Source organism: Paraburkholderia sp. BR14374 (assembly GCF_040948685.1).
Lineage (GTDB): Bacteria > Pseudomonadota > Gammaproteobacteria > Burkholderiales > Burkholderiaceae > Paraburkholderia > Paraburkholderia youngii.
In genome coordinates this window covers 750,658-763,567 of record NZ_JBFPKF010000001.1, presented here as the reverse complement: position 1 = coordinate 763,567, position 12,910 = coordinate 750,658, and the positions used below count along the sequence as shown (strand labels likewise).

11 protein-coding genes and 1 pseudogene are annotated in these 12,910 nt (G+C 65.2%); 4 read left to right on the top strand and 8 right to left on the bottom strand.

Annotated features, from left to right (window positions below; genetic code table 11):
• Positions 1–3 precede the first annotated feature (3 nt).
• From gatB to AB3X86_RS03440, 3 genes are all read left to right on the top strand, one after another.
• Positions 4–1,479, top strand: coding sequence for an Asp-tRNA(Asn)/Glu-tRNA(Gln) amidotransferase subunit GatB (gatB, locus tag AB3X86_RS03450; RefSeq protein ID WP_368594922.1), 1,476 nt, complete (start codon positions 4–6; stop codon positions 1,477–1,479).
• Between the two features lie 132 nt (positions 1,480–1,611).
• Entirely contained in the window at positions 1,612–2,451 is an 840-nt protein-coding gene (locus tag AB3X86_RS03445; RefSeq protein WP_368594921.1) for a PPK2 family polyphosphate kinase, read from the top strand.
• Between the two features lie 52 nt (positions 2,452–2,503).
• Positions 2,504–3,283: an exodeoxyribonuclease III gene (locus AB3X86_RS03440; RefSeq protein WP_176109821.1), complete on the top strand. Its 780-nt coding sequence runs from the start codon at positions 2,504–2,506 to the stop codon at positions 3,281–3,283.
• A 60-nt stretch (positions 3,284–3,343) separates the two neighbouring features.
• Here the strand turns inward: AB3X86_RS03440 and AB3X86_RS03435 are convergent, their stop codons facing one another.
• The 7 genes from AB3X86_RS03435 to argB form a co-directional block, all read right to left on the bottom strand.
• On the bottom strand, positions 3,344–4,591 hold the full coding sequence (locus tag AB3X86_RS03435; protein ID WP_368594920.1) for a M48 family metallopeptidase: 1,248 nt from the start codon (positions 4,589–4,591) through the stop codon (positions 3,344–3,346).
• Positions 4,588–5,982 (bottom strand): AmpG family muropeptide MFS transporter, encoded by a 1,395-nt coding sequence (locus AB3X86_RS03430; RefSeq protein WP_176122350.1) that lies wholly within the window; start codon positions 5,980–5,982, stop codon positions 4,588–4,590. Before AB3X86_RS03430 ends, AB3X86_RS03435 begins: the two co-directional genes overlap by 4 nt.
• Before the next feature lie 14 nt (positions 5,983–5,996).
• A complete protein-coding gene (metW, locus tag AB3X86_RS03425) occupies positions 5,997–6,605 on the bottom strand; it encodes a methionine biosynthesis protein MetW (RefSeq protein ID WP_368594919.1) in 609 nt (202 codons plus the stop codon).
• Positions 6,602–7,747, bottom strand: a complete 1,146-nt coding sequence (locus tag AB3X86_RS03420) for a homoserine O-acetyltransferase (protein WP_368594918.1) — start codon at positions 7,745–7,747, stop codon at positions 6,602–6,604. Before AB3X86_RS03420 ends, metW begins: the two co-directional genes overlap by 4 nt.
• 320 nt (positions 7,748–8,067) lie before the next feature.
• Positions 8,068–8,766: a nucleoid occlusion factor SlmA gene (gene slmA, locus AB3X86_RS03415; protein WP_176380663.1), complete on the bottom strand. Its 699-nt coding sequence runs from the start codon at positions 8,764–8,766 to the stop codon at positions 8,068–8,070.
• A gap of 41 nt (positions 8,767–8,807) precedes the next feature.
• Positions 8,808–9,575, bottom strand: coding sequence for a pyrimidine 5'-nucleotidase (locus AB3X86_RS03410; protein WP_368594917.1), 768 nt, complete (start codon positions 9,573–9,575; stop codon positions 8,808–8,810).
• Between the two features lie 163 nt (positions 9,576–9,738).
• A complete protein-coding gene (gene argB / locus AB3X86_RS03405; RefSeq protein ID WP_013088074.1) occupies positions 9,739–10,638 on the bottom strand; it encodes an acetylglutamate kinase in 900 nt (299 codons plus the stop codon).
• Between the two features lie 266 nt (positions 10,639–10,904).
• Between argB and AB3X86_RS03400 the strand changes: the two genes are divergently transcribed.
• On the top strand, positions 10,905–11,132 hold the full coding sequence (locus AB3X86_RS03400; protein ID WP_368594916.1) for a cysteine-rich CWC family protein: 228 nt from the start codon (positions 10,905–10,907) through the stop codon (positions 11,130–11,132).
• 34 nt (positions 11,133–11,166) lie between these two features.
• On the opposite strand, the pseudogene AB3X86_RS03395 reads toward AB3X86_RS03400, so the two are convergent.
• Positions 11,167–12,801: pseudogene (locus AB3X86_RS03395) on the bottom strand (tetratricopeptide repeat protein).
• Positions 12,802–12,910 lie beyond the last annotated feature (109 nt).

Below are 12,910 nucleotides of genomic sequence, written 5' to 3'. Positions count from 1 at the left end.
ACCATGACCAAACAATGGGAAGTCGTGATCGGTCTGGAGACCCACACGCAGTTGTCGACGCATTCGAAAATCTTCTCGGGCACCGCGACGCAATTCGGCGCCGCGCCGAACACCCAAGCCAGTCCCGTCGATCTGGCGTTGCCGGGCACGCTGCCCGTGATGAACCGCGGCGCGGTCGAACGCGCGATTCAGTTCGGCCTCGCGATCGGCGCAACGGTGGCGCCGCGCAGCATTTTCGCGCGCAAAAACTACTTCTACCCCGATCTGCCGAAGGGCTATCAGATCAGCCAGTACGAAATCCCCGTCGTGCACGGCGGCCAGGTGACGATCCAGGTGCCGGCCAATGAAAAGACCGGCACGCAAGCGTACGAGAAAACGATCAACCTGACCCGCGCCCACCTCGAGGAAGACGCGGGCAAGTCGCTGCACGAAGACTTCGCGGGCATGACCGGCATCGACCTGAATCGTGCCGGCACGCCGCTGCTCGAAATCGTCACCGAGCCGGAAATGCGCAGCGCCGCCGAGGCCGTTGCCTACGCGAAGGCGCTGCACACGCTCGTCGTGTGGCTCGGCATCTGCGACGGCAACATGCAGGAAGGCTCGTTCCGCTGCGACGCGAACGTGTCGGTGCGTCCGGTCGGCCAGAAGGAATTCGGCACCCGCACCGAGACCAAGAACCTGAACTCGTTCCGCTTCCTCGAAGAAGCGATCCAGTACGAAGTGCGTCGCCAGATCGAGCTGATCGAAGATGGCGGCACGGTGGTGCAGGAAACGCGTCTGTACGATCCGGACAAGCGCGAAACGCGCTCGATGCGCAGCAAGGAAGACGCGCACGACTACCGCTATTTCCCCGACCCCGACCTGATGCCGCTCGTGATCGACGCCGCATGGGTCGAGCGCGTGAAGAGCGAGATGCCTGAGCTGCCGGAAGCGATTCAGCGGCGCTTCGTGTCGCAGTACGGCCTCACTCCCTACGACGCGAACGTGCTGACCTCGAGCAAGGCGACGGCCGCATACTACGAAGCGGTGGTCGCGAAAGTCGGTCCGGCCAACGCGAAGGTCGCGGCGAACTGGGTGATGGGTGAAGTGTCGTCGCAGCTCAATCGCGAAGGCCTCGACATTGCCGCGTGCCCGGTCTCGGCCGTGCAGCTCGCGCTGATTCTGCAACGCATTGCCGACGGTACGATCTCGAACAAGATCGCGAAGGAAATCTTCCTCGCGATCTGGGAAGAGAAGGCCACCGACGAAGCCGCCGCTGATCGCATCATCGAGGCGAAGGGCCTGAAGCAGATCTCGGACACCGGCGCGCTCGAAGCGATCATCGACGAAGTGCTCGCCGCGAACCAGAAGTCGGTCGACGAATATCGCGCCGGCAAGGAAAAGGCGTTCAACGCGCTGATCGGCCAGGCGATGAAAGCAACCAAGGGTAAGGCCAACCCTGCTCAGGTCAATGAATTGCTCAAGAAAAAGTTGTCCTGAGTTGAAGTGCCGCGGCTGGGCATGATCACGGCCGTGTCACTGCGGGCCGTTGCCGGATCGAAGCAGGGCAACGGCCCGTTTTATTTTGCGGACCCGCTTCAGCCGGTTAAGCGTAGACCACGGAGTGTGTGCATGACAAATCATCCCGATCTCGACGATTTCCGCGTGCCGTACTTCGACGACGGCAAGAAGAAGAACCACTTCTCGCTCGACCATTACGATCCGAAGGCGAAGCCGTTTTCGAGCGGCTCGAAAGACGCGGACCGCGCGCGTCTGTCGCAAGTGGGCCTGCTGCTCGACAACCTGCAGGAGCGGCTGCACGCGCAGCGCAAGCGTCGCGTTCTGCTGGTGCTGCAAGGCATGGATACGAGCGGCAAGGACGGCACGATCCGCGCCGTATTTCACGAAGTCGACCCGCTCGGCTTGCGCATCGTGCCGTTCAAGGCGCCGACGCCCGTCGAACTCGCGCACGACTTCCTGTGGCGCGTGCATTCGCAGGCACCCGCGGCCGGCGAGCTGACGATCTTCAATCGCAGTCACTACGAAGACCTGCTCGTGCCGACCGTGCAGGGCGAACTCGACGCGGACGAGTTCCAGCAGCGCTGCTGCCACATCCGTCAGTTCGAGCAGTTGCTCGCCCACAGCGGCGCGACGATCGTCAAGTGCATGCTGCATATTTCGAAGGACGAGCAGCGAGTGCGTTTGCAGGAGCGCATCGACGATCCGCTGAAGCACTGGAAATTCGACGTGTCGGATCTCGAAGCGCGCAAGCAGTGGGACGCCTATCAGTCCGCGTATCGCGACGCGCTGGCCGCGACGTCGACCGAATACGCGCCGTGGTACGTGATTCCGGCCGACTCGAAGACGCATCGCAACGTGATGGTCGCCGAACTGCTGCTGCGCACGCTCAATGCGCTGAAGCTCGAATATCCGCCAGCCAAGGAAGCGCTGAAGGGCGTCAAGGTCGAGTGAACGCGGCCTCGCTCTTTGGCTTCAGAAACGAATCGAACAAAAGAGGAACGACATGTTGCGTGTGATTACCGCCAACCTCAATGGCATCCGCTCGGCGGCGAAAAAGGGCTTTTTCGAATGGTTCGGCGAACAGGGCGCCGACGTGCTGTGCGTGCAGGAAATCAAATGCTCGCAGGACGACATGACGCCGGAGTTCATGGCGCCGCACGATTTCACCGGCTATTTTCAGCACGCGGTGAAGAAGGGGTACAGCGGCGCGGGCGTCTATACGCGTCATGAACCGGACGAAGTGGTGATCGGCTTCGGCAGCGAAGAGTTCGACCCGGAAGGGCGCTATGTCGAGCTGCGTTTCGGCAAGCTGTCGGTGGTCTCGGTGTATGTGCCGTCGGGGTCGAGCGGAGACGAGCGCCAGCAGGCCAAATTCCGTTTCATGGACGAGTTCATGCCGCATCTCGCCGAGCTGGCGAAGGAACGCGAGGTGATCGTATGCGGCGACGTGAACATCGTGCACAAGGAAATCGACATCAAGAACTGGAAGAGCAACCAGAAGAATTCGGGCTGCCTGCCCGAAGAGCGCGCGTGGCTCGACAAACTGTTCGACGAAGTCGGCTATGTGGACGTGTTCCGCACGCTCGACCAGCGGCCCGAGCAGTACACGTGGTGGAGCAATCGCGGTCAGGCGTATGCGAAGAACGTCGGGTGGCGGATCGATTATCAGATCGCGACGCCGGGCATCGCAAGCAAGGCGAAGCGCACCGACGTGTTCCGCGACATCAAGTTCAGCGACCATGCGCCGCTGACCGTCGACTACGACCACAAGGTCAACAAGTAAGCCCACCAGCCGCGGCGCGTGCAGCGCCGTGGCCCGCCAGCAGTCGGTAGAAGCGGGGTGTCAGTCGCGCGCCGTCTTGCGGGTCGGCCGGCCGATGCCCGCGTAATCGGGCAATTCGTCGACGCTCTTGCCGATTGCCTTCGCATACAGCGACAGCATGTCCGGCAGCCGCTTGATGATATCGTCGCGGCGCGCCGGTGTGTACGGGTGCACGTAGATGAAGCCCTGCTCGCGATTGCCGCGCGTCGCTTGCGCGAGCTTGTCCCACAGCGTGACCGCCGCGCGCGGATCGAAGCCGGCGCGCGACGCGATATCGCTGCCGATCACGTCGGCTTCGGTTTCGTCGGTGCTCTCGTACTTCATTTCCAGCAGACGCGAACCGATGCCTAGCGGCGCCATGCCCAGGTCGGCGAGGCCGAACAGTTGCGGGATCGTGCCGGACGAATCGAGCCGGCTCGCCTGCAACTGACCGAGCCGCATGCGCGCGTGCTCGCGCAACGCGTGCGCGATCTCGTGGCCGATCAGCATGCCGACCTCGTTGTCGTTCAGGCGCACGCGATCGAGTATCCCGCTGTAGACGACGATCTTGCCGCCCGGCAGGCAGTACATGCGGATGTCGTTCGAGCGCACCACCGCGACTTCCCACTTCCAGCCCTTGGCTCGCTCGTTCCATTTCAGCGAGTACGGAATCATCCGGTCGATGATCGAGCGCACGCGCGTCACGCGCGCGTCCGTGTCGCCGTACAGGCGGTTCGCGTGGCTGGCGCCGTAGACGATCTGGCTGAACTCATCGGCGGCCTGCGCCTCGAGCATCGACGACGGAATCAGGTTGCGGAACACCATGTAGCCGCCGTAGCGCAGTTGCGGGCTCACGTAGTAGGGCGGCGGGACGGCCGCGGGGGCCGACGCGCCGGCGCTCGGAGCGCTGCCGCTAGCGCCGGACGCGCCCGCGGCACCGGCGTTGGCGTTGGCGTTGGCGTTGGCGCCGGTACTGTTATTCGCGCCAGGGATGGCGCCGCCGGCGCCGCTGTTGTTGCCGGCCGCAGCCGAGGTCGCGTTTTCGGCGCTGGAGCCGCTTGGCGCGGACTTGGCCGCAGGCGTCGGGGCCGGGTTGGCTGTCGCACCGCTCGTGGTCGCGGCGGCAGCAGGCGCGGGCGCTTGCGCGCCGCTCACCGGGCTGGCGGCAGTCGCTGGCGTGCCGGCCGCATAGGCGCCCATCGGCGTCGCCAGCGCGACGCTCGCGCAGCCGAGCACGCCTGCGGCGCTGAGTGCGGTGCAGCGCGCGCGGGTCGGAAACGGTACCTTCACGACCGGTCCCTCCACGGCGCGATGCGCACCAGCAGCAGCATGCCCGGCAGCGCGAGCGCGGTGCAGAGGATGAAATAGTCGAACCAGCCGATCCGCGCGACCACGAAGCCGCTCGCCGCCGACGCGAGCGTGCGCGGCACCGACGCGAGGCTCGTGAACAGTGCGAACTGCGTCGCGGTGTAGCGCGGATCGGTGGTGCTCGCGATGTATGCGGTGAACGCGGCCATCGTCAGACCGGTGGCGAAGGTCTCGAAGCCGTACACCAGCGCGAGCGCGACCGAGCGCGGATCGAGCTGCACGCTCCAGTCGATGCCGACCAACGACAGCAGCTTCGTCGTCCCCTGGCTCAGCGCGACGGCGATGTTGTAAATCGCGGCAAGTCCGGGTGAATCCGGGCCGAGATGCGCGAGCCACGCGAAGCCGAGCGTCGACACCATCTGCAGCAATCCGAAGATCCACAAGCCACGGCCGATGCCGATCCTCATCAGCCAGATGCCGCCGATGATGCCGCCCGCGAGACTCGCGCCGAATGCCGTGGTCTTCGCGATCACGCCGATCTGCGTGCGCGAAAAGCCGATGTCGAGGAAGAACGACGTGGACAGCGTGGTCGCCATCGTATCGCCGAGCTTGTAGAGAAAGATGAAGCCGAGCACGAAGAGGGCACCGCGCCAGCCGTCGCGCTGAATGAATTCCCTGAACGGCTCGACGATCGCCTCGCGCAGATTCTTCGGCGGCTGGCCATGCACCTCGGGCTCGCGCACGACCAGCGTCATCAGAACGCCAGGCAGCATGAACGCAGCCGTCACGATGAACACGGTGCTCCACGGCAGATGATCGGACAAAATCAACGCGAGCGAACCGGGCACGAGCGCCGCTATTTTGTACGCGTTCACGTGCACCGCGTTGCCGAGGCCCTGCTGCGTGTCGCTGAGCAATTCACGCCGGTACGCGTCGATCACGATGTCGGAGCTCGCGCCGAAGAACGCGACCAGCGCGGTCAGCGCGGCGACGCTCCAGATCGCTTCACGCGGCGACACGAAACCGAGCGTCGCCATCGCGCCGGCCACGAGCAATTGTGTGACGAGCATCCAGCCGCGCCGTCGGCCGGGCCGCCAGCCGGGCACGCGCGGCACGTAGCGGTCCATCAGCGGCGCCCAGACGAATTTCCAGGTGTACGGAAACTGGATCAGCGCGAACAGGCCGATTTCCTTCAGATTGACGCCTTCCGAGCGCAGCCACGCCTGCACGAGGTAGACGAGCGTAAACAGCGGCAATCCCGACGTGAAGCCGAGAAAGACGCAAATCAGCATGCGCGTATTCAAAAACGCGCGCCAGCCGGGATGTTCTTCGTGAGCGGTAAGTGCGGGCGCCTCGTGCGGCGGGTTCGACATGTGGATAACTGAGGTTAGCTTTTCTTGACGCGATAGACCGCAAGACTACCACGCCAGTTCACGCCCCACCGCACCACCTGTCCGTCGTGCAGCACGACACGATCGAGAATCTCGATGCCGACTTCGGGCGCGAGCGCTTCGAAGTCCTTGATCGTCAGCACGCGCACGTTCGGCGTGTTGTGCCATTGATAAGGCAGCGACTTCGACACCGGCATGCGCCCCTGCAGCACCGACAGCCGATGCGCCCAATAGCCGAAATTCGGAAACGACACGATGCATTGCTTGCCGACCCGCACCGTCTCGCGCAGGATCGCAGCGGTCTGATGAATGGTCTGCAGCGTCTGCGACAGCACCGCGAAATCGAAGCTGCCGTCTTCGAACAGGCGCAGGCCGTCTTCGAGATTCTGCTGGATCACGTTGATGCCGTTCTGCGTCGCGGCGAGCACGCCGGCGTCGTTGATCTCGATGCCGTAGCCCTGCACCTCCAGTTCCTCGTTCAGCAGCGACAGCAGCGAGCCGTCGCCGCAGCCGAGATCGAGCACGGTCGCGCGCGGTTCGACCCAGCGGGCGATCGCGCGGAAGTCCGGGCGCGATGCCAGGTAATCAAGTGCTCGCTGGTTCATGCGTTGACCTCGTTTGCAATGCGTTCGTAGTAGGCGCGTAGCAGGTTGTGATAGCGCGCGTCGTCGAGCAGGAAGGCGTCGTGGCCGTGCGGCGCGTCGATCTCCGCGTAGGTGACCGTGCGCTTGTGATCGAGCAGCGCCTTCACCAGTTCGCGCGAGCGAGCCGGCGCGAAACGCCAGTCGGTCGAGAAGCTCGCGATCAGATACTTCGCGGTGGTGTGCGCGAGCGCGGCGGTCAGATCGCCGTCAAAGGCCTTGGCCGGATCGAAGTAGTCGAGCGCGCGCGTGATCAGCAGGTAGGTGTTGGCGTCAAAGTAGTCGGCGAACTTGTCGCCCTGATAGCGCAGATAGGATTCCACTTCGAACTCGACGTCGAAGCTGAAGTTGTAGTCGTCGAGCGCGCCTTCCGCGCGACGCAGCGAGCGGCCGAATTTCTCGGCCATGTCGTCGTCCGACAGATACGTGATGTGGCCGATCATGCGCGCGACGCGCAGGCCGCGCTTCGGCTTCACGCCGTGCGCGTAGTAGTTGCCACCGTGGAAGTCGGGGTCCGACAGAATCGCGGAGCGCGCGACCTCGTTGAACGCGATGTTCTGCGCGGACAGCTTCGGCGTCGACGCGATCACGATGCAATGGGCGACGCGCTCCGGATACATCATGCTCCACGCGAGCGCCTGCATGCCGCCGAGGCTGCCGCCCATCACGGCGGCGAAGCGCGTGATGCCGAACGCGTCGGCGACGCGCGCCTGCGCATTGACCCAGTCTTCGACGGTGACGACCGGGAATGCTGCGCCATACGGCTTGCCGGTGGCGGGGTCAAGGCTCATCGGGCCGGTCGAGCCGAAGCACGAGCCGAGGTTGTTCACGCCGATCACGAAAAACCTATTGGTATCGAGCGGCTTGCCCGGGCCGACCATGTTGTCCCACCAGCCGATGTCCTTCGGATTGTCGGCGTACACGCCCGCCACGTGATGCGATGCGTTCAGCGCGTGACACACGAGCACCGCATTGCTGCGCGCGGCATTGAGCGTGCCGTAGGTCTCGACCATCAGGTCGTAGCCCGCGAGCGAGCTGCCGTTGCGCAATCGCAGCGGCTCGGTGAAATGCATTTCTTGGGGAGCGACGATGCCGATGGAGTCCATTCATTCCGCCATTGAGTCAACAGGGCGGCTAAACGGCGTCGGCGAAGCACGAGGAGAAGGGCGGTGTGCGCAGCTGACGACCTCTTTAGCCGCATTTATAGTGAACCGCGGGCCTGAGGCCCAAGGTTCGCGCGCCCGCAATCGAGTCAGCAAATCGGCGCGTGAAAGGGGGTGAAACCGGGTGCAACGTGTTCGGGATGCCTTGGGGCGGTCTGTTATGCATCGTGGGACCGCGGCGGCGTCAGGCGCAAAGTATAGCGGAAAATTCCTCGCGGCAGCGGCGCGGACGGTGCCGCGCGAAGGGAGCGAGTCCTCGCGGACTACTGAAGAATCAGCAGCAGTTGCTCGTCCGCGTGCTCGGCGGGCGGGCGCGCGAAACCGCTGCGCACATAGCGATGCCAGCGGCCGATCACGTAGCTCACCAGCAGGCTCGCGCGAATCGCGGGATCGTAGCCGGCGGGCAGTGCGGTGGATTGCGGCGCAATCTGCGGGTCGGTATGGCCAGTGGCGTGGTTATCGGCACGGGCAAGCGCTTCGGTCTGCGCGAGCCGCAAGCACTGCTTCAGCGATGCCTCGACCCGTTCGAGCATCTGGTTCACGCGCTCGGTCAGCCGTTCGTGCTCGCCGACCAGCGCCTCGCAGGTCAGCACCCGCGTCATGCCGGGATTTTTCGCGGGGAAGTTGAGCAGCATCAGCGCGATCGAGCGCGCCTGCAGCACGCCGTTGCTTTCGTGACCGGTGATCTGGTTGATGAGGCCGAACAGCGTCTGCTCGATGAACTCAATCAGCCCTTCGAACATCTGCGCCTTGCTGGCGAAATGACGATACAGCGCGGCTTCCGACACACCGAGCCGGGCGGCGAGCGCGGCCGTGGTGACCTTTTCGCTCTTCGGCGCCTCTAGCATGCTGGCGAGCGTCTGCAGGATGTGCACGCGACGCTCGCCCGGCTTCGGACGCGTTGCGCGTGTCGCGGCGGAGGATGCCGCTGAGGCTTCGTCAGGCTTGTCGATCGGCTGCATGGCTGTCGTCCCCCGGCTGATGTCGTTGGCGGCTTTCGTCCCTACTGTCTCGGCTTGCGTCCCTTCCATCGAACCGCGCGCGTGCCCAGTCGTAGCGATTTTAGCGAACGAATGCTGCGGTCGACATAATGCGGCCGGCCGGTGCCCGGCAGTCGCATCGGTACGCCGTCCGCGTGCGGCTTGCGCGGCAGGTGCCCGGTGATCCACACGGTGCGGATGCCGAGCCGCCGATAGTTCTTCAGGTGCGAGCGCGTGTCCTCGACGAGGATCGCGTCTTTCAGCGACACGTGCGCGTCGCGCATCGCGCGGCGCAGCATCGCGTGATCGGGCTTCGCGCGCCATTGGCGGCGATCGCGCATGTGCTCGATCGCGATCACGCGCTCGAACAGCCGCTCGATGCGCAACTCGGCGAGCACCGCGCGCGCGTAGCTTTCGGGCGCATTGGTCAGCACGATCTTGCGGCCCGGCAGTGCCGCGACCAGCCGCGCGACGCCGCGCTCGTGGCGGATCATCGAGCCGAGGTCGGGGAACGTGTGCACGGCCTTCAGGAAGTCGTGCGCGTCGAGCGGATGGTGGCGCGTGAGCCCGAGCAGTGCCGCGCCGTAGCGCAGCGTGTAGCCGGTGCGCAGACGGTTGGCTTCGTCGATGTCGACTTGCAGCGCGTCGATGATGTACTGGGTCATGCCGCGATTGATCGCGGGAAAAATGGCATGCGACGCGCGATGCAGCGTGTTGTCGAGGTCGAACAGCCAGACTGGCTTGCCGCTCGCGATGTCAGGACGGCGGCGCCGCGAAGTGGGGGTGCGCATGGTGGAGGTCTTCAGCCGCTGACGGGCGTTTCATGCTGCGGATGCGGATGCGGAGAGTTTGCCGCATCGACGCCCGGGGGCGCGCATAGGCTGCCGGCCGCGAGGTGCGGCACAGGCGTCGCGCCGCTCGGACGCAACCCCTGTGCCGGGAATGCCGCAACGCTCAATGCGAGCGGATCATCGTGCCGAATGGCTGTTCGGTCAGGATTTCGAGCAGCACCGAGTGTTCGATGCGGCCGTCGATGATGTGCACCGAGCGCACGCCGCTCTTCGCCGCATCGAGCGCGGACGAGATTTTCGGCAGCATGCCGCCGGAGATCGTGCCGTCTTCGAACAGGCCGTCGATTTCGCGCGCCGACAGGTCGGTCAGCAGATTGCCTTCCTTGTCCATCACGCCGGGGATGTTGGTCATCATCACGAGCTTTTCGGCGTTCAGCACAACCGCCAGTTTGCCCGCGACGAGGTCCGCGTTGATGTTGTACGACAGACCGTCTTCGCCGAAGCCGATCGGCGAGATCACCGGAATGAACGCGTCGTCCTGCAGTGCCTTCACGACCGCCGGGTTGATCGCTTCCACTTCGCCGACCTGGCCGATGTCGACGTACTGGCCAGGCTTTTCTCGATCCGGCATCAGCATCTTGCGCGCGTGGATCAGGCCGCCGTCCTTGCCGGTCAGGCCGACCGCGTGGCCGCCGAAGTGGTTGATCAGCATCACGATGTCCTGCTGCACCTCGCCGCCGAGCACCCATTCGACGACTTCCATCGTCTCTTCGTCGGTGACGCGCATGCCCTGGATGAACGTGCCCTGTTTACCGATTTTCTTAAGCGCCTGGTCGATTTGCGGACCACCGCCGTGCACGATGACCGGGTTGATGCCAACCAGCTTCAGCAGAATCACGTCGCGCGCGAAACCCTGCTTCAGACGCTCTTCGGTCATGGCGTTGCCGCCGTATTTGATGACCACGGTCTTGCCGTGATACTGGCGGATGTAAGGCAGCGCCTCGGCCAGAATTTCGGCTTTCAGGGTGGGCGCAATCTGCGAGAGGTCGGGAAGCTCGGACATGGCGGCAGGCTCGGGCACGGAACAGTTAAAACAGCGCGAATTGTACAGGACTGGCGCGCTGCAACAGGGTTTTCGGCAGCGGCGCGAGCGACGGTCGATGCAGGCTTGGCGGACCGCACCATGACGGGCCACGGGGGCGGGGAAGCAGCAAGCGTAACGCACTTGCGTGACGGCCGTGCATTGGCCGAACGGACGGCTGCACCTAGGCGTATCAGTCATGGCATCATGATCTGACCGATGCCCCCGGCCTTTCGCGCCCATCCGCAATGAAACCGTCTTCTACCCGTTCCGGGAGCAGCGCGCGCTGTCCGCGCTGCGGCAGTGCCTTCGACTGCGGCATGCAGGGCGAGACATCATCTCCGTGCTGGTGCCGTGCTTTGCCACCGCTGCCGGCAGAGCGGCTGAAGCCGGGGGGCCGCTGCTTGTGCCCGGAATGTCTCGCCGCGGAGATTGCCCAGGCGACACGCGAGGCAAGTGGCATTGAACGGCCGTAAACGCTGCATTTGCCAACGGCCGATCTGAACCCGCCTATGCACCGCGATGCTGCGCCACCAGCGCTCGCAGATCGCGCGCCACTGCTTGCAGCGCCGGCTCCCACTCGCCGAACCGCGGCTGCCGATACAACGTGGCGCTCGGATACCACGGGCTGTCGCCGCGCTCCAGCAACCAGACCCAATGCGGATTGACGTCGAGCAGCACCCACGTGCGCTGGCCGAGCGCGCCGCTCAGATGCGCGACCGATGTGCATACGGTGATCACGAGGTCGAGCGCGCCGACGAAGGCGGCGGTGTCGTCGAAGGTGGCGAGGCTCGCGGTGTGATCGATGATGCGCAGGCCGGCCGCGCGGGCGGCGGCGACCTCCGCGGCCGCGCCCGGCTGCAGCGAGTAGAAGGTGACGTCGTCGATGCCGGCGAAATGCGCGGCATAGCGCTGCCAGCCGACGCTGCGAAACGGGTTGCGCTGATGCCCGCGGCTACCCGTCCAGGCGAGGCCGACCTTCAGGCGGCGCCCGTCGGCAACGCGTCCGCGCCACGCCGCAAGCGCGGCCACATCGGCGAACAGGTAGGGCGCGGCTGGAATGGTCTCTTCGCGGGTATCGAAGATTAGCGGCAAGCTCAGCAGCGGAATTTCATAGTCCATCGGCGGCAGCGATTCGACGCCGCCGCCGGACGAGAAACCGTCGACATGAGCGCCGAGGCTGCGCGCGAGCAGCGCGCCCATCTGCGGAAACGAATTCCACACCACGCGGCCGCCGTCGCGATGCACACGCTCGGCCAGCATCGGGATATAGCGGCTGAACTGCAGCACGTCGCCCATCCCCTGTTCGCCCCAAACGAGCAGCGTCTTGCCGGCGAGCGGCTCGCCGCGCCAGATCGGCGCCGGCATCACGGGACGGCTGCCGCCGAGCTCCCTGGGGCCGTCCCAGCGCGCCTCGTGCGATGCCTACCCTTCGGCGTATCGGCCGCGCAGGAGTTGCAGCGTGCCGAGGTTCGAGCGCATCGTCGGGTTCTGCGGGGCGAGCTCGCAGGCCGTCGTGGCGGCCTGTTCGGCGTCGTCCCAGCGTTGCGCTTCACGTAACGTCAGCGCATAGTTGTTGTGAGCCAGCGGACTGCCAGGCGCGCGCTGCACGGCCTGGGCACCGGCTTCGAGCGCGTGGGGCAAGTCCAGACTCTGGCGATACGCGTTGGCGAGGTTGATCCATGCGTTGCCATCGTCGGGGGCATCGCGAATCGCGGCTTCGAGCAGCGCGAGCCGTTCGCTCAGATCTCCGTCGGTAAGCGTCAGCGCGCTCGCGAGATTGTTGCGTAGCTGCGGCAGCGCGGGGTCGAGCGCCAGCGCACGACGATACGCAGGGATCGCGTCGGCATGCCGGCCGGCCATCTGCAGCGCGTAGCCGGCGCGGAAGTGCGCGCCGGCGCTCCCCGCATCGAGTTCGGCAATAATGGCGGCGAGTTCGATCGCCTCCGCATGGCCCTTCTGCGCGAGCCACGCGGCGATCAGCGCGTCGAGCGAGGCGCCGTCGAGCGGATGCAGTTTGGCCGCGGCGTCGAGGGAACGGGCTTCGTCCGCCGTGGCGCCGCTGGCTCGGGCCGCGGCGGCATCGCGCAGCAAGGTCAGGAATGCGGACGAAGCGTCGGCTTCGCGAATCGCGGTGGGTACCATGAACGGATGGCGCGGAGCAGTCGTCAATGCAGCCTGGCGACGCTCGATGCTATTTCGAAGACAGTCATGTTACCGGCACTCGGCCGCCTGGTCAGCCATGCGGGTCCGA